Genomic DNA, 16236 nt, shown 5'->3' with positions numbered 1-16236 from the left:
GGAACCCACCCATGACCCCGGCCAACCTGCTCGATTTCGACCTCGACGGATTGGCTGCGTTTTGCGAGCAGCTAGGGGAAAAGCGCTTCCGCGCCACCCAGCTGTACCGCTGGATCCACCAAAAAGGCGCGGCCGATTTCTCGGCCATGTCTGACCTGGCCAAATCACTGCGCGACAAGCTCGCCGGCGTGGCCGTGGTGCAGCCGCTGGCCCTGCTCAGCGAGCAGGCCTCTGCCGACGGCACCATCAAGTGGCTGTTCGACGTGGGCGGTGGCGATGCGGTGGAAACCGTGTTCATTCCCGAGGACGATCGCGGCACGCTGTGTGTCTCGTCTCAAGCGGGTTGTGCGGTTGGTTGCCGTTTTTGCTCCACAGGCCATCAAGGCTTCAGCCGCAATCTCACCACCGGTGAGATCGTGGCCCAACTTTGGTTTGCTGAGCACCACCTGCGCCAGCGCCTGAAGCTTGCCCCCGGCGAGCGCGCCATCACCAATGTCGTGATGATGGGCATGGGCGAACCGCTGCAGAACTACTCGGCCCTGGTACCGGCCTTGCGCGTGATGCTCGACGACCACGGCTACGGACTCTCGCGCCGCCGCGTGACGGTGTCTACCTCAGGCGTGGTGCCCATGATCGACCGCCTGCGCGACGACTGCCCGGTCGCCTTGGCCGTGTCTTTGCACGCGCCTGATGACGCGCTGCGCGATGACCTGGTGCCGCTCAACCGCAAATACCCCATAGCCGAATTGCTGCAAGCCTGCGAGCGCTACCTCGACAAGGCGCCGCGCGACTTCATCACGTTCGAGTACTGCATGCTCGACGGCGTGAACGACACCCCTCAGCATGCCCAGGCGCTGGTACGACTAAGCCAGCGCATTTCCTGCAAGTTCAACCTGATCCCGTTCAACCCGTTCCCGGAATCCGGGCTCAAGCGATCGCCGCGTGAACAGGTGACTGCCTTCGCGCGCGTGCTGCAAGAAGCCGGCGTGGTCACCACCGTGCGCAAGACCCGCGGCGAAGACATTGCCGCAGCCTGCGGCCAACTCGCCGGCGAAGTGCAAGACCGAACCAACGTGGCCATGCGCATGACGCGCTCCCCAATCCACATTCACCGCAAGACCCCTGAAACCACCGCCTCGACCCCGCCGGAGAAGCATTCATGACCTTGGGACGCAGTTGTTCGTGGGTGGCCACCGCTTGCTGGGTGCTCTTCTTCTCTTTGTTGGCGGGCTGTGCCCTGCCACCACCGTCCAACGGTGACACCAAAGACCGTGTCACCGAGTCCGACCAGACTGACGCCGGCAGGCGCGCCAACGTGCGCATGGAACTCGCGAGCGCGTATTTCAGCCGCGGGCAGCTGACCACGGCGCTCGACGAGGTCAAGCAGGCTTTGGTGGTGAACCCTAACCTGGGCGAGGCTTACAACCTGCGTGGGCTTATCTATGCCGGCCTGGGTGACGACGTGCTGGCGCAAGAGAGCTTCAAGCGTGCCTTGCAAATCAACCCCAGCGATGGCGACAGCATGCACAACTACGGTTGGTACCTGTGCCAGCGGAAGCTATACAACGAAGCGGAAGCGTTGTTCCGGCAGGCCATTGCGCTGCCGCAATACCTCGGAACCAGCCGCACCATGCTGACCACCGGGGTGTGTCAGGCGCGCGCGGGCAAATGGGCCGAGGCCGAAGCCACGCTCGTCAAGACTTACGAGCGCGACCCGTCCAACCCCGCTACGGCTGTGAACCTGTCTGAAGTGCTGCTGCGACGCGGTGAGCCCGAGCGCGCACGTTTTTATATTCGCCGCGTCAACTCGGTTGCCAACCAGTCCAACGCTCAGACACTGTGGCTTGCCGCCCGCATCGAGATGAAGCTCGGCAACCGTCAAGCCGCCAACGAGTTCGGCCTCCAATTGCGCAACCGTTTCCCACAGTCCCGCGAATCGTCGGCATTTGATCGGGGGCAGTTCGATGAGTGACATGCCACTCGGCGAGCCCTCAGCCACTGCTGTCACCGCCGGAGGGCTGCTGCGCCAGGCCCGTATGGCCAAGGGGCTGCACATTGCGGCCCTGGCCACTTCGATCAAGGTGGCGCCGCGCAAGCTCGAATTGCTTGAAGCTGACCGCTTCGACGAGCTTCCCGGCGCTACGTTCACGCGGGCGCTGGCGCAAACGATCTGCCGCTCGCTGAAGATTGACGCGGCTCCGGTGCTGGCCTTGCTGCCGCAGCCGGCGGGGCAGAGCCTGTCGCATATGAACCTGGGCTTGAATGCGCCGTTCCGCGACCGCCCGGGCCGGCGTGAGCCGAGCGACCTGCAGTTCATGAGCAACCCCGTTGTGCTGGGTGCCGCTGCGTTGCTGGCGGCCAGCGCGTTGCTCTACTTGCTGCCGGCGGGTTGGATCAGCGAGATCACGCAACGGGTTACTGCGGCCGTTGAACCAAATGTGGCCACACCTCCCGGAGCAATTGCGCCCGAGCCGACAGTGGTACCGGCTTCATCCACCGTGATCGAGACGGTGCCGTCAGTTCCCGCGTCTGCCTCGGCGCCGGCCTCGCAAGTGTCTTCATCGGTGGCGCCACCTGCTGCGTCGTTGGCAATTGCTGCTCCCGCGGCCGTTTCAGGTATCTTGCTGCTGCGCACCACCGCCGAGTCGTGGGTGGAGGTGATCGACGGCCGCGGCGCGTCGCTCATCTCGCGCATGCTGCAGCCCGGAGAAACCGTGGGCCTCGACGGGGCATCGCCCCTGAGGGTGAGAATCGGCAACGCGTCGGCCACCCAGGTGTCGTTCAAGGGTAGGCCCGTCGACCTCTCACCCACCCGCGACAACGTAGCCAAGCTCGAACTCAGGTGATTGTCATGACTTCCGCTCACCACGCCCTCGACGATTTCATCGAACCTGCTGCGCCTCGCCAGCGCCACTCGCGCCAAGCTCATGTGCGTTGGGGTTCGCGCGTCGTCACCCTGGGCGGCAACGCGCCGGTGCGGGTGCAGTCGATGACCAACACCGACACCGTCGAAGTGATCGAAACGGCCATCCAGGTGAAAGAGCTGGCTGTGGCCGGTTCTGAGCTTGTTCGCATCACGGTTAACACGCCAGAAGCTGCCGCCGCGGTTCCGTACATACGCGAGCAGCTCGACCGCATGGGCATAGACGTGCCGTTGGTCGGCGACTTTCACTACAACGGCCACCGGCTGCTGAGCGACTTCCCGGCCTGCGCCGAGGCATTGTCTAAGTACCGCATCAACCCTGGCAACGTGGGCAAGGGCGACAAGCGCGACCGCCAGTTTGCGCAGATGGTGGAAGTGGCCGCTAAGTACAACAAGGTGGTCCGCATCGGCGTGAACTGGGGCAGCCTTGACCAAGAACTGCTCGCCCAGATGATGGACGACAACGGCAAGCTTGCCGAGCCGTTCGAGCCGCAGCAAATCATGTACCGCGCCATCATCACCTCGGCCATCGAATCGGCGCGCCGCGCCGAAGAGATCGGTCTGCGCGCCGACCAGATCGTGCTGTCTTGCAAGATGTCGGGCGTGCAAGATCTGGTGTCGGTGTACCGCGCGCTGGCCAAGCGCTGCGACTACGCCTTGCACCTCGGCCTCACCGAAGCTGGCATGGGCACCAAAGGCACGGTCGCTTCAACCGCGGCGCTTGCGCTGTTGCTGCAAGAAGGCATAGGCGACACCATTCGCGTGTCGCTTACGCCGCAACCGGGTGAGGCCCGCACGCAAGAGGTGGTCGTGGCGCTCGAGATTCTTCAGTCGCTGGGCCTGCGCGCATTCAACCCGAGTGTCACGGCTTGCCCGGGGTGTGGTCGCACCACCAGCACTACATTCCAGGAGATGGCCAAGTCGATCGACGACTACCTGCGCGCTCAGATGCCGGTGTGGCGTGCGCGTTATCCGGGCGTCGAGAAAATGAAGGTGGCCGTGATGGGTTGCATCGTCAACGGCCCTGGCGAAAGCAAGCACGCCGACATCGGCATCAGCCTGCCTGGCAATGGCGAAGCGCCGGCGGCGCCCGTGTTCATTGATGGCGAAAAGGCGCTCACGCTGCGCGGCCCGGCCATTGCACAAGAGTTTCAGGCGCTGGTAGAGAACTACATCGAAAAGCGCTACGGCGCGGCCACAGCCGAACATTCGACCGCGTCGGCCTGAGCAGCGCCGGCGCTCCCGGCCGTACCCGCCGTCGCCCACGATGGCGCCTGATACACAGCATCTCTCATTCACATGGCTGACAAAAACAACACCGCCCTGCAGGCCGTCAAGGGCATGAACGACATCTTGCCGGCCTCGGTGCCGCGCAAGGATAAGCTCCCCGACTCCGCCCTGTGGGCATGGTTCGACACCACCGTGCGGGATGTGCTCTCGCGCTACGGCTATCAATACCTGCTCACACCCATCGTCGAGCCGACCGCGCTCTTCGTGCGCGGCTTGGGCGAGGTGACCGACATCGTCGAGAAAGAGATGTACTCGTTCACCGATGCGATGAACGGCGACAAGCTCACGCTGCGGCCCGAGGCCACCGCTGGCATCGTGCGCGCGATGGTCGAGCACAACGCGCTCTACAACGGCCCACTGCGGCTGTGGACCATGGGGGCGATGTTTCGCCACGAGCGCCCACAGAAAGGGCGCTACCGCCAGTTCCATCAACTCGACGTGGAAGCGCTGGGCTTTGCCGGCCCCGATGTAGACGCCGAGATGATCCTGCTGGTGCGCAGCCTCTGGCGTGCGCTTGGTCTGGTCGAAGGCAACCATGTGCGGCTCGAGATCAACAGCCTGGGCCAGGCCGACGAGCGGCGTGCTCACCGTGAAGCACTGATCCGGCACTTCGAGCAGCATGCCGCTGCGCTCGACGAAGACGCCCAGCGGCGCCTGCACAGCAACCCGCTGCGCATTCTGGACAGCAAGAACCCGGCGATGCATTCGGTGGTTGAATCCGCTCCCAAGTTGATGGACTTCCTTGGTGAGGCTTCTCTCTCGCACTTCAATGCGGTGAAGGCGATCCTCGATGCTGCGGGGCTGGCCTATCGCGTCAACACGCGCTTGGTGCGCGGCATGGACTACTACAACCTCACCGTGTTCGAGTGGGTGACCGACCAGCTTGGCTCGCAAGGCACCGTGTGCGGAGGCGGGCGCTACGACGGCCTGTTCGAACAACTGGGCGGAAAGCCGACGCCCGCAGTCGGTTTTGGGTTGGGCATTGAGCGGCTTCTTTTGCTGCTGCAAGAGCTCGCCCTCCCGGTGCCTGGAAGCGCACCGCGTGCCTATGCCATCGTGCTTTCGGCCCAGGCCCTGCCGCGCGCGATGGTGGCGCTGGAGGCACTTCGCCAAGCGGGTGTGTCGGTGCTGATGCACGCCGGCGGTGGCAGCATGAAGTCGCAGTTCAAGCGGGCCGATGCCAGTGGCGCCGCGTTCGCTTTGATCTTTGGTGACGACGAGATTGCGCGCGGCGAAGTGGCGCTCAAGTCATTGCGCGACACCAGCGTCCCGCAGCGCAGCCTGCCGCTGGCCCAGGTGGCCGAGTGGGCCGCCGAACTGCTCAACGCATAATCCCTGATTCGTTTCAAAGCTCTCACGCCATGGCCACTCACCTCGACCTCGAAGAACAAGAACAGCTCGATCAGCTGAAAGCCTTCTGGAAGCAATACGGCAACCTCATCACCTGGGTCTTGATCCTGGCGCTGGCCGGTTTCGCGGGTTGGACCGTATGGAACAACTGGCAGCATGAGCAAACCGTCAAGGCCGGCGCCCTGTATGACGAGCTCGACAAGGCAGCCCAGGCAGGCGATGTGGAAAAGACCGCGCGCGTTTTCTCTGACCTGAAAGAGCGCTTCCCGCGCACGGGCTACACCCAGCAGGGTGCGATGCTGGCCGCGAAGATTCAGTTTGAGAAGGGCCAGGCCGAGGCGGCCCGAACAACCCTGGCCTGGGCCAGCGAAAACGCCACTGAAAACGAGTACCGCACCGTGGCCCGCTTGCGGCTCGCAGGGCTGCTGCTCGACGACAAAAAATACGACGATGCCCTCAAGCAGCTCGATGGTGCCAGCGCCAAGGAGTTCGCAGCCCTGGTCTCTGACCGCCGCGGCGACGTGCTGATGGCACAGGGCAAGAAAGACGATGCCAAGGCAGCCTACGAGCAGGCCTTCAAGGGCATGGACGAGTCGCTCGAATATCGCCGCATGGTCGAGTCGAAACTGATGGCCCTCGGCGCCGCACCTGGCGTTGAGCCGGCCAAGGCCGCAGCCAGCGCCGGAGCCGGCAAATGAGGGGAGGGCTGATCGGAGTGCATGGTCGCGCCTTGGCCGCCCTGATGGGCATGGTGCTAATCGGCTGTGCGGGCACGCCCAAGCCCGATCCGACCCCGCTCGAGCCGCTCACGGCCCAAGTCACCGGCCGCCAAGTCTGGAAGCAGAGCATGGGCACGGTGCGCTTCCCGCTCGCCGTGGCGGTGAATGGCACGACCTTCACCGTGGCCGACGACGACGGTCAAGTGATGGCCCTTCAAGCCGAGACCGGCCAAGAACTCTGGCGCGTCAACGTGGGCGAGAAGCTGAGCGCGGGCGTGGGCAGCGACGGCCGCTTCGCCAGCGTGGTGACCCGCGAGAACGAACTCGTTACGCTGAATGCCGGCAAGGTGTTGTGGCGCCAACCGTTGCCTTCACGTGTCGTCACGGCGCCCCTGGTGGCTGGTGAGCGCGTGTTCGTGCTGGCGGTTGACCGCACCGTATTTGCCTACGATGCACTCGATGGCCGCAAGCTCTGGTCGTATCAGCGACCCAACGACGCACTGACCCTGGCCAGCCCCGGCGTGCTCGCACCGTTCAAGGACACCTTGCTCGTGGGGCAAGGGCCGAAGATGGCCGGTCTCGACCCCTTGCGCGGCACTCTGCGCTGGGAGGCCACGGCAGCGTCCCCACGCGGCACCAATGAGGTCGAACGTCTCGCCGACCTGGTGGCCCCAGTGGCCCGTGTGGGTGACGTGTTGTGCACGCGCGCGTTCCAGTCCGCGGTGGCGTGTATCAATGCGGAGCGCGGCAACACAGTCTGGACGCGCAACGCGGGCGGCGTCACGGGTGTCGGCGCAGATGAGCAGATGGTGGTGGGCACGGACGCGTCCGATCGCATCCACGCCTGGCGTTTCGCCGATGGCGGCGTGGCCTGGACGGTTGAGAAGCTGCTCTACCGAAACTTGACCGCCCCTCTGGTGGTGGGCAAAGCTTTCGTGGTGGGTGACATCGAAGGAATGGTGCACTGGTTTGCACGCGACACCGGCGAAGCCGTCTTGCGCCTGCCCACTGATGGCACAGCCATCAAGGTCACGCCGGCGGCATCGGGGCTGACCTTGCTGGTGGTGACACGCGACGGCGGTCTCTTCGGCTTCCGCCCCGAATGATGTCTCGCAGCATGAAGCCCGCGTCATGAAGCCCGTGATCGCGGTGGTGGGCCGCCCCAATGTGGGCAAGTCCACCCTGTTCAACCGCATGACAAAAAGCCGCGATGCCATCGTGGCCGACTTCGCCGGGCTCACCCGTGATCGCCACTATGGCGATGGCCGCCTGGCTGACCGCGAGTACATCGTCATCGACACCGGGGGGTTCGAACCTGACAGCACCACCGGCATCGTCAAGGAAATGGCCAAGCAAACACGCCAGGCTGTGGCGGAGGCTGACGCCGTAATCTTCGTGCTCGACATCCGCGCTGGTGTGTCGGCGCAAGACCATGACATTGCGCGCTATCTGCGCACGGCCAACAAGAAGGTTTTCCTGGCGGCCAACAAGGCCGAGGGCATGGTCGATTCGCCCTTGTTGGGCGAGTTGTACGAGTTGGGTATGGGCGATCCGCATCCGATCTCGTCGGCCCACGGGCAGGGCATACGCAGCCTGCTCGATGCCGTGCTGGAAGGTTTCGAGCCCGATGCCGAGCCCGAGGAAGTGCAAGAAAACGCCCCCATACGCTTGGCTGTCGCCGGCCGACCCAACGTGGGCAAGTCGACTCTCATCAACACCTGGTTGGGCGAAGAGCGCCTGGTGGCATTCGACATGCCGGGCACAACCCGCGATGCCATCACCGTGCCGTTCGAGCGCCATGGCCAAAAGTTTGAGTTGATCGACACGGCGGGGCTGCGACGCAAGGGCAAGGTCTTCGAAGCGATAGAGAAGTTTTCGGTGGTCAAGACGCTGCAGGCGATCGGCAGTGCCGACGTGGTGCTGCTGCTGCTCGACGCCACGCAGGGTGTGTCCGAGCAAGACGCTCACATCGCCGGCTACATCCTGGAAAGCGGGCGTGCCGTGGTGCTGGCCGTCAACAAGTGGGATGCCATCGACGACTACCAGCGCGAAACCCTGGAGCGATCCATCGCCCAGCGGTTGGCCTTCCTGAAATTTGCACCGGTGCTGCGCATCTCGGCGCTCAAGCGCCAGGGCATGGGCCCGGTGTGGCAAGCGATAGCCGATGCCCACGCTTCGGCCCATCGCAAGATGAGCACCCCGGTGCTGACGCGCTTGCTGCAAGAGGCGGTGGAGTTCCAGACCCCGAAGCGCGCTGGCGCCTTTCGCCCGAAGATGCGTTATGCGCACCAAGGCGGCATGAACCCACCCTTGATCGTGATCCACGGAAATTCGCTGGAGCACGTCACCGACGTCTACAAGCGCTTCCTGGAAGCGCGCTTTCGCGAGCACTTCAAGCTGGTCGGCACACCCCTGCGCATCGAGATGCGATCTTCGAAGAACCCCTTCGCCGATAAAGACTAGGTGCATTGCCAGTTCTTGCGGCGTCGCTGCATAGGCCTGTGTTAACGTGCCAGCCTCATTCACTTTCCATCACGGAGCATATCGTGAGCAACAAAGGGCAGCTTCTACAAGACCCATTTCTGAACCTGCTTCGCAAGGAGCACGTTCCGGTGTCGATCTACCTTGTGAACGGCATCAAACTGCAGGGCCACATCGAGTCTTTCGATCAGTACGTGGTACTGCTACGCAACACCGTGACGCAGATGGTTTACAAGCACGCCATTTCCACCGTGGTGCCGGGTCGCGCGGTGAACTTCCACGCCGCCGAGACCCCGGAGCAGACCTGAGCGCACAGCGGCCCCGGCCGAGGCGGTACCTCCCTTGACTGCAACGGCACCCACCGCCGCCTTGGTGGCGGGCGCTCTCCCTCGCGCCATACTCGTGGGCGTCGATTTCGGGGGTAAATTCCATTTCGACGCCACGCTGGACGAGTTGGCCTTGCTGGCCGAGTCAGCGGGCGACATCCCCGTCGCGCGTGTGATAGCAAGGCGCAAGGCACCTGACCCTGCGCTCTTCGTGGGCTCCGGTAAAGCCGACGAAATCAAGGCGCTGGTGCTGGGTCACCAGGCCGAAGCGGTACTCTTCGACCAGGCCTTGTCTCCCGCGCAGCAGCGCAATCTGGAGAAGCATCTCGGTGTGGCCGTGGCCGACCGCACCATGCTGATTCTCGAGATCTTTGCCGCCCGCGCGCAAAGTGCTGAAGGCAAGTTGCAGGTCGAGCTTGCCCGTTTGCAATACCTGTCCACCCGCCTCGTGCGCCGCTGGAGCCACCTGGGGCGCCAGCGCGGCGGCATCGGCAACCGGGGCGGCCCGGGCGAGGCTCAGATCGAGCTTGATCGCCGCATGATCGGCGAGCGCATCAAGACGGTGAAAGAGCGCCTCGTGCGCGTCAAGCGTCAGCGCGGCACGCAACGCAAGTCGCGCGAGCGCAGCGGCACCTTCCGTGTTTCGCTGGTCGGCTACACCAACGCGGGCAAGTCGACCTTGTTCAACGGGCTGGTCAAGTCGCGCGCCTATGCGGCCGACCAGCTGTTTGCCACGCTCGACACCACCACACGCCAGCTCTACCTCGAAGATGTCGGGCGTGCAGTCTCTCTGTCGGATACCGTGGGCTTCATTCGGGATCTGCCGCACAAGCTGGTCGAGGCTTTCGAAGCTACGCTGCAGGAGGCGGCCGATGCCGATTTGCTGCTTCACGTGATAGACGCCGCAAGCCCGGTGCTGGATGAGCAGGTGGCAGAAGTTCAGCGGGTGTTGCGTGACATCGGCGCCGACAGCATTCCGCAAATTCTGGTTTACAACAAGCTCGATAATCTTGCCGAATCGCAACGCCCTCGGGTGGAGAGCGATGTGCTGGAGCTCGATGCAGGCGTGCGAGTTCCTCGCGTGTTCGTGAGTGCGCTACACGGCACCGGGCTCGTCGAGCTGCGGCGATTGTTGTCGGCCGCAGTGGCTGGCACGCTCACGCCCGACTTGAACTCTGAAGAGTTGACCCAACCTCTAGCCTCGCCGGAAGACCCCAACGATGAACCTCTCGACTCGGCGCACAGCAGACACACCTGATATGAACACAAGCGCTTCCTCCTCCTTCGCCGGCTTGCCAGATCGGGCTGCTGATGTGGCCCTTGCGATCTGGGCATTGATCGGCGGCCTGGGTGCTGCAGTTCATCGCCGCCTGACGGGTCGCGATGGCACGCTGATACTCAACAGCGGCGGTCGGGGTGATGGGCCTCCTGACCTCGACGAACTTTGGCGCGATTTCAACCGTAAGCTCAGCGGTCTCTTCGGGGGCAAGGGTGGTCAACGCTCAAATGGTTCTGGCGGCAACGGCGGCTCCAATTTTCAGCCCGACATGAAAAACGCAGGCATCGGCGTCAGTTTGATTGCCGGTGTGATCGTTCTGGTCTGGGCTGCCAGCGGCTTCTACATCGTGCAGGAAGGCCAGCAAGCCGTTGTCACCTCGTTCGGTAAATACACGCGCACGGTTGATGCCGGCTTTAACTGGCACTTCCCGTACCCCTTCCAGGCCAAGGAAGTGGTGGGCGTGACGCAGTTGCGCTCTGTCGAAGTGGGCCGCAATGCGGTGGTGCAAGCCACCGGGTTGCGCGAGTCGTCGATGCTGACGAAAGACGAGAACATCGTCGACATCCGTTTTACGGTGCAGTACCGGCTGAAAAACTGCCCTCCTGGTGTGGCTGCGGCGTCAGGCCCTGCATCGGCACCGGCTTCCCATAACTGTGGTGCCCGTGACTATCTTTACGAGAACAAGAACCCCGACGACGCCGTTGTGCAGGCTGCCGAGTCGGCAGTGCGCGAGATCGTGGGCAAGAGTGAGATGGATTCGGTCCTTTACGAGCAGCGCGACGCGATCTCCATCCAGCTCATAAAGTCTGTGCAGGCGCAGCTGGATCGTCTTAACACCGGCATCTTGATCGTCAATGTCAACGTGGGCAGCGTGCAGGCGCCCGAGCAGGTGCAGGCTGCATTTGATGATGCTTTCCGCGCAACCGCTGATCGCGAAAAGGCCAAGAATGAAGGCCAGGCATACGCCAATGAAGTGATCCCGAAGGCGAAAGGCAGTGCTGCTCGCCTGCACGAGGAAGCGGAAGCCTACAAGGCCCGGGTGGTTGCGCGGGCTGAAGGCGATGCGCAGCGTTTCAACCGGGTGTTTGCGGAATACCAGAAGGCCCCTGCTGTCACGCGCGATCGCATCTACATCGACACCATGCAGCAGATCTACTCGAGCGTGAGCAAGGTCATGGTCGACAGCCGGAACAACTCGAACCTGCTGTACCTGCCGCTCGACAAACTCATTCAGCAGTCGGGTGCGGCTGCCGTGCCGGTTCCACCGACGCCAGCGCCCGAAAGTGGCTCTGCAGGTGCGGGCAACGCCGACAACCGCCTGCGCGACGGACAGCGCAGTCGTGATCGCGACGCGCGCTGAAATTGCAGGGAAGAAAAAATCATGAATCGAATCGGACCAATCGCCATTGCTGCTGTGGTGGCGCTGATGCTGCTGTACTCCACGCTGTTCATCGTCGATCAGCGGCAGTTTGCGGTGATCTACGCGCTGGGTGAAATCAAAGAAGTAATCTCCGAGCCCGGCCTGAAATTCAAGCAACCGCAGCCACTGCAAAACGTGGTCTTTCTTGACCGCCGTGTGCAGACTCTAGACAGCCCGGAAACCCGACCCATCTTTACGGCCGAGAAGAAGAGCCTGGTGATTGACTGGCTGGTGAAGTGGCGCGTGACCGACCCGCGCCAGTTCATTCGCAATAACGGCACCGACATGCGCAATGTGGAAGCGCGGCTGAGCCCGATTGTGCAGGGCGCTTTCAATGAAGAAGTGACCAAGCGCACTGTGCAGGAAATGTTATCGACGGACCGCGACAACGTAATGCAGGGGGTGCGCACCCGCCTCGCCGACGAAGCCAAGGCGTTCGGCATCGAGGTCATCGACGTTCGCATCAAGCGTGTTGATTTTTCGGCCAACATCACCAGCTCGGTCTACGGGCGAATGGAGTCCGAGCGCAAGCGCGTGGCCAACCAGCTGCGCTCCACGGGCTTCGCCGAAGCTGAAAAAATCCGCGCCGACGCCGAGCGGCAGCGCGATGTGATCCTGGCCGACGCCTACCGTGATGCGCAGGCCATCAAGGGTGACGGCGATGCCAAGGCGTCGGCTCTGTACGCCGATGCGTTTGGTCGCGATCCGCAGTTCGCCAAGTTCTACCGCAGTCTGGAGGCTTATCGCACCACCTTCCAGAGCAAGTCCGATGTGATCGTGGTCGACCCGTCGAGCGAGTTCTTCCGGGCCATGCGTGGCGAGACCGGTGGCAGTTCCGGCTCCAAGAAGAAGGGTGAGTAACGCCTGCAATGTACGACCTGTTGTGGAGCGCACTTGCGCTGATGCTGGTGATCGAAGGTGTGTTGCCTTTTTTCAGCCCAGTGGCATGGCGGAAGCTCTTCGAGCGAGCCATCCAGCTCAGTGACGGGCAGATCCGCTTCATCGGGCTGAGCAGCATGATTGCCGGCCTGGCGGCTTTGCTGCTGTTCTGGCCGTAGCCCTGACTGCCGGCGCAACGTCGGCCGGTACAATCTCTTTTTTAATCCCCCGGTCATTTCACATGTCGTCTGCTTGGCTGCTGCCCGAGCACATTGCCGATGTCCTGCCTGCCCAGGCCAGGCGCATCGAAGAACTCCGTCGCGATCTGCTTGACGGGGCTCGGGGTTACGGTTTTGAGCTGGTCATGCCGCCTTTGCTCGAGCATCTTGACTCCCTGCTGTCGGGCACTGGGCGTGAGCTCGACCTCAAGACTTTTAAGCTGGTCGACCAGCTGAGCGGCCGTACGCTGGGTGTTCGAGCTGATACAACGTCACAGGTGGCGCGCATCGATGCCCATCTGCTCAACCGCAGCGGCGTGACCCGTCTTTGCTACTGCGGCCCTGTGCTGCACACCCGGCCGGACGGCCTACACGGCACGCGCGAGCCGCTGCAGTTCGGCGCCGAAATTTATGGGCACGCCGGCCTAGAGGCCGACCTGGAAGTACAGGAGCTGGCACTGGACAGCCTGCAGCGCGCGGGCGTTTCGGAGCTTGCGCTGGACATGGGAGACGCCCGCATCGTGCGCGGGCTGCTGGCCGGCTTGTCGCTCGACGCATTGACCCTTGATCTCGTGTACGCCGCCCTCGCTGCCAAGGATCAAGCTGCGATGGAAGTGCATTCGTCCGCTTTCCCTGCACCGGCAAAAGAAGGCCTGCGAGCCTTGCTGCGTCTTTATGGCGGCGAAGACGTGCTAGCGGCAGCCCGCCATCAGCTGCCCGCGCATCCTTTGGTTAGTGCGGCGCTGGATGACCTCGCTTGGCTGGCTCAGCACCTGCGGCAAGCTTACCCCGAGGTTCGCATCGGTTTTGATCTGGCCGACCTGACGGGTTATGCGTATTACAGCGGTGCCAGGTTCGCGGTCTATGCAGCTGGCTCTAGCGATGCTGTCGTGCGAGGTGGTCGCTACGACGAGGTCGGCGCTGTGTTTGGTCGCAACCGCCCGGCCGCTGGTTTCAGCATGGATTTGAAGCAATTGATGCTGTTGACGCCATCACGCACCATGCGCCCGGCGATTCGGGCACCCTGGGGCGAAGACGCCGGCCTGCGTGCTGCGGTTCGCCGCTTGCGCGAGCAGGGCGAGTCGGTGGTGTGCATCTTGCCGGGGCACGAGCATGAGGGCGAAGAATTTACCTGCGACCGCGAGCTGGCTTTGGCGAGCGGGCAGTGGCTCGTGCGGGCGCTCTGACGCTGACCTTCAATTTTCAAAGTAACGGACATTCAGCAATGCAACAAAAGCGCAGCGGCCACAACGTGGTCGTGGTGGGCACCCAATGGGGTGACGAAGGCAAGGGCAAGGTCGTCGACTGGTTGACCGACCACGCCCAAGCGGTCGTGCGTTTTCAGGGCGGCCACAATGCCGGCCATACGCTCGTCATAAAAGGTGTGAAGACGGCGCTGCAGCTGATCCCCTCGGGCATCATGCGCGAGGGCGTGGCCTGCTACATCGGCAATGGCGTGGTGGTCGACCCCAGCCACTTGCTGAGCGAGATAGAGCGCTTGGAGGCCATTGGTGTCGAGGTGCGCTCGCGCTTGTTCATCAGCGAATCCTGCCCCTTGATCTTGCCGTTTCACGTGGAGGTCGACAAGGCGCGCGAGGCGCTGCGCGAGACCAGCGGCGCCGGCAAGATCGGTACCACGGGCAAGGGCATAGGCCCGGCCTATGAAGACAAGGTGGCGCGACGTGCGATGCGCGCTCAAGACCTCAAGCATCCTGAGCGCTTCGCAAAGAAGCTGAGCGAGCTGCTGGAGCTGCACAACTTCGCGCTGAGCGGTTACCTCAAGTCCAAGCCGCTGGAATTCCAGCCGATCTACGACCACGCCATGTCGGTGGCCGAGCAGCTCAAGCCCATGCTGGCCGATGTGGGCTACACGCTGTACACCGCGCATCAGCAGGGCGCCAACATCTTGTTCGAGGGTGCGCAAGGCACGTTGCTCGACATCGATCACGGCACCTACCCGTACGTGACGTCCAGCAACTGCGTGGCGGGCAATGCCTCTGCGGGCGCTGGGGTGGGGCCTGATTTCTTGCACTACATCTTGGGCATCACCAAGGCCTACACCACACGCGTAGGCAGCGGCCCGTTCCCGACAGAGCTTGACATGGACACCCCCGGCACCGTGGGCCACCATCTGTCGACCGTGGGCCAGGAGCGCGGAACCGTGACTGGGCGGCCGCGCCGCTGTGGTTGGCTCGACGCCGCGCTGCTGAAGCGATCGATCATCATCAATGGCATTTCCGGCCTGTGCATCACCAAACTTGATGTGCTCGACGGCTTGCCTGAGATCAAGGTGTGCGTTGGCTACGAGCTCAACGGCAAACGCGTCGACATCTTGCCGCTGGACGCCGACGACATCGAGGCCTGCGTGCCCATCTATGACAGCTTCCCGGGCTGGGCGGAAAAGACGGCTGGCATCACGCAGTGGGACAAGCTTCCGCTGAACGCCCGCCGTTACCTGGAGCGCGTACAAGAGTTCATCGGCGCGCCCATCGACATGGTGTCGACCGGCCCCGATCGCGAGCACACCATTCTGCTGCGCCACCCCTATCAAGCCTGACGCTCAAGGAGCTTTTGCATGCTGACCGATGACGGCAAACATCTTTACGTCTCCTGGGACGAATACCACCTGCTCATTGAGCGGTTGGCGCTGAAGATCGATGCGTCAGGCTGGGCGTTCGACCAGATCCTGTGCCTGGCACGCGGCGGCATGCGCCCGGGTGACGTGCTCTCTCGTGTATTCGACAAGCCGCTCGGCATCATGTCCACGAGCTCGTATCGTGCGGAGGCTGGCACCATCCAGGGCCGGCTCGACATGGCCAAGTACATCACCCTGCCGAAAGGCGAGTTGGCCGGCCGCGTGCTGCTGGTCGACGATTTGGCAGACTCAGGGGTGACCCTGCGTGCCGTGGTTGACCGCTTGCGCAGCATGCCGTCGATCAGCGAGCTGCGCTCAGCGGTGATCTGGACCAAAGGTGTTTCGAGCTACACGCCCGACTATTACGTCGAGCTCTTGCCCACGAGCCCCTGGATTCATCAGCCCTTTGAAGAGTACGACGAGCTGAGGCCCGAAGGCCTGGCAAAGAAGTTTGCGATTTGACGGTAAACCTGCGCAAACCTAAGAATAATGTGTGCGATGAACGCCGTCGCCCGCAGCTTCACTGCGATCAAAAACCCGATCAACCCATTAAACCAACCACCAAACAAAAAGGCCCGCACTTGCGTGCAGGCCTTCTGTTTTTATCTCTGTCTTGGTGCCCAGGAGAGGACTCGAACCTCCACGGAGTTACCCGCTAGTACCTGAAACTAGTGCGTCTACCAATTCCGCCACCTGGGCATTTCAGGAAGTCTTGG

Annotated in this window: 16 protein-coding genes and 1 tRNA gene; 16 read left to right on the top strand and 1 reads right to left on the bottom strand. The window is 63.0% G+C overall.

The genetic code is table 11. From position 1 onward, the window contains the following. Positions 1–11: 11 nt before the first annotated feature. The 16 genes from rlmN (at position 12) to AC30QB_RS20325 (ending at position 15982) form a co-directional block, all read left to right on the top strand. Entirely contained in the window at positions 12–1163 is a 1152-nt protein-coding gene (gene rlmN / locus AC30QB_RS20400) for a dual-specificity RNA methyltransferase RlmN (RefSeq protein WP_489548103.1), read from the top strand. After that, positions 1160–1972: a type IV pilus biogenesis/stability protein PilW gene (gene pilW / locus AC30QB_RS20395; RefSeq protein ID WP_489548102.1), complete on the top strand. Its 813-nt coding sequence runs from the start codon at positions 1160–1162 to the stop codon at positions 1970–1972. Before rlmN ends, pilW begins: the two co-directional genes overlap by 4 nt. Further along, positions 1965–2846 carry a RodZ domain-containing protein gene (locus tag AC30QB_RS20390; protein ID WP_489548101.1) on the top strand — a complete coding sequence of 294 codons (882 nt, stop codon included), beginning with the start codon at positions 1965–1967 and terminating at the stop codon, positions 2844–2846. Before pilW ends, AC30QB_RS20390 begins: the two co-directional genes overlap by 8 nt. Before the next feature lie 5 nt (positions 2847–2851). Further along, positions 2852–4150, top strand: a complete 1299-nt coding sequence (gene ispG / locus AC30QB_RS20385) for a flavodoxin-dependent (E)-4-hydroxy-3-methylbut-2-enyl-diphosphate synthase (RefSeq protein WP_489548100.1) — start codon at positions 2852–2854, stop codon at positions 4148–4150. Positions 4151–4222: 72 nt separating this feature from the next. After that, complete coding sequence (hisS, locus tag AC30QB_RS20380) at positions 4223–5545, top strand: histidine--tRNA ligase (protein WP_489548099.1); 1323 nt, start codon at positions 4223–4225, stop codon at positions 5543–5545. 29 nt (positions 5546–5574) lie between these two features. Beyond that, the gene (locus AC30QB_RS20375; RefSeq protein ID WP_489548098.1) at positions 5575–6261 is read left to right on the top strand and encodes a YfgM family protein; all 687 of its coding nucleotides are present in this window, start codon (positions 5575–5577) and stop codon (positions 6259–6261) included. Continuing rightward, on the top strand, positions 6258–7388 hold the full coding sequence (gene bamB / locus AC30QB_RS20370) for an outer membrane protein assembly factor BamB (protein WP_489548097.1): 1131 nt from the start codon (positions 6258–6260) through the stop codon (positions 7386–7388). The genes AC30QB_RS20375 and bamB overlap by 4 nt, the downstream gene beginning before the upstream one ends. Before the next feature lie 25 nt (positions 7389–7413). Beyond that, entirely contained in the window at positions 7414–8745 is a 1332-nt protein-coding gene (der, locus tag AC30QB_RS20365) for a ribosome biogenesis GTPase Der (RefSeq protein ID WP_489548096.1), read from the top strand. An 83-nt stretch (positions 8746–8828) separates the two neighbouring features. Beyond that, positions 8829–9071 carry an RNA chaperone Hfq gene (hfq, locus tag AC30QB_RS20360; RefSeq protein WP_047496328.1) on the top strand — a complete coding sequence of 81 codons (243 nt, stop codon included), beginning with the start codon at positions 8829–8831 and terminating at the stop codon, positions 9069–9071. 61 nt (positions 9072–9132) lie between these two features. Next, complete coding sequence (hflX, locus tag AC30QB_RS20355; RefSeq protein WP_489548118.1) at positions 9133–10347, top strand: GTPase HflX; 1215 nt, start codon at positions 9133–9135, stop codon at positions 10345–10347. Further along, positions 10310–11728, top strand: coding sequence for an FtsH protease activity modulator HflK (gene hflK, locus AC30QB_RS20350; protein ID WP_489548095.1), 1419 nt, complete (start codon positions 10310–10312; stop codon positions 11726–11728). The genes hflX and hflK overlap by 38 nt, the downstream gene beginning before the upstream one ends. A 21-nt stretch (positions 11729–11749) precedes the next feature. Further along, the gene (gene hflC, locus AC30QB_RS20345) at positions 11750–12649 is read left to right on the top strand and encodes a protease modulator HflC (protein WP_489548094.1); all 900 of its coding nucleotides are present in this window, start codon (positions 11750–11752) and stop codon (positions 12647–12649) included. An 8-nt stretch (positions 12650–12657) separates the two neighbouring features. After that, on the top strand, positions 12658–12846 hold the full coding sequence (locus AC30QB_RS20340; protein ID WP_489548093.1) for a DUF2065 domain-containing protein: 189 nt from the start codon (positions 12658–12660) through the stop codon (positions 12844–12846). Between the two features lie 62 nt (positions 12847–12908). Further along, complete coding sequence (locus AC30QB_RS20335) at positions 12909–14072, top strand: ATP phosphoribosyltransferase regulatory subunit (protein WP_489548092.1); 1164 nt, start codon at positions 12909–12911, stop codon at positions 14070–14072. 38 nt (positions 14073–14110) lie between these two features. After that, the gene (locus AC30QB_RS20330; RefSeq protein WP_489548091.1) at positions 14111–15442 is read left to right on the top strand and encodes an adenylosuccinate synthase; all 1332 of its coding nucleotides are present in this window, start codon (positions 14111–14113) and stop codon (positions 15440–15442) included. An 18-nt stretch (positions 15443–15460) separates the two neighbouring features. After that, positions 15461–15982: a phosphoribosyltransferase gene (locus AC30QB_RS20325; RefSeq protein ID WP_489548090.1), complete on the top strand. Its 522-nt coding sequence runs from the start codon at positions 15461–15463 to the stop codon at positions 15980–15982. 152 nt (positions 15983–16134) lie between these two features. Here the strand turns inward: AC30QB_RS20325 and AC30QB_RS20320 are convergent. Further along, positions 16135–16219 (bottom strand) — tRNA-Leu (locus AC30QB_RS20320). Between the last annotated feature and the right edge of the window lie 17 nt (positions 16220–16236).

Source organism: Rhizobacter sp., assembly GCF_046595475.1.
GTDB lineage: Bacteria > Pseudomonadota > Gammaproteobacteria > Burkholderiales > Burkholderiaceae_C > Rhizobacter.
Note: the sequence above shows the minus strand (reverse complement) of the source record. Positions and strands in the feature narration are given on the sequence as shown.

Excerpts from the sequence above, each read along its gene's own strand:
- rlmN (WP_489548103.1), top strand. The coding sequence starts at position 12 with ATGACCCCGGCCAACCTGCTCGATTTCGACCTCGACGGATTGGCTGCG.
- pilW (WP_489548102.1), top strand. The coding sequence starts at position 1,160 with ATGACCTTGGGACGCAGTTGTTCGTGGGTGGCCACCGCTTGCTGGGTG.
- AC30QB_RS20390 (WP_489548101.1), top strand. The coding sequence starts at position 1,965 with ATGAGTGACATGCCACTCGGCGAGCCCTCAGCCACTGCTGTCACCGCC.
- ispG (WP_489548100.1), top strand. The coding sequence starts at position 2,852 with ATGACTTCCGCTCACCACGCCCTCGACGATTTCATCGAACCTGCTGCG.
- hisS (WP_489548099.1), top strand. The coding sequence starts at position 4,223 with ATGGCTGACAAAAACAACACCGCCCTGCAGGCCGTCAAGGGCATGAAC.
- AC30QB_RS20375 (WP_489548098.1), top strand. The coding sequence starts at position 5,575 with ATGGCCACTCACCTCGACCTCGAAGAACAAGAACAGCTCGATCAGCTG.
- bamB (WP_489548097.1), top strand. The coding sequence starts at position 6,258 with ATGAGGGGAGGGCTGATCGGAGTGCATGGTCGCGCCTTGGCCGCCCTG.
- der (WP_489548096.1), top strand. The coding sequence starts at position 7,414 with ATGAAGCCCGTGATCGCGGTGGTGGGCCGCCCCAATGTGGGCAAGTCC.
- hflK (WP_489548095.1), top strand. The coding sequence starts at position 10,310 with ATGAACCTCTCGACTCGGCGCACAGCAGACACACCTGATATGAACACA.
- hflC (WP_489548094.1), top strand. The coding sequence starts at position 11,750 with ATGAATCGAATCGGACCAATCGCCATTGCTGCTGTGGTGGCGCTGATG.
- AC30QB_RS20340 (WP_489548093.1), top strand. The coding sequence starts at position 12,658 with ATGTACGACCTGTTGTGGAGCGCACTTGCGCTGATGCTGGTGATCGAA.
- AC30QB_RS20335 (WP_489548092.1), top strand. The coding sequence starts at position 12,909 with ATGTCGTCTGCTTGGCTGCTGCCCGAGCACATTGCCGATGTCCTGCCT.
- AC30QB_RS20330 (WP_489548091.1), top strand. The coding sequence starts at position 14,111 with ATGCAACAAAAGCGCAGCGGCCACAACGTGGTCGTGGTGGGCACCCAA.
- AC30QB_RS20325 (WP_489548090.1), top strand. The coding sequence starts at position 15,461 with ATGCTGACCGATGACGGCAAACATCTTTACGTCTCCTGGGACGAATAC.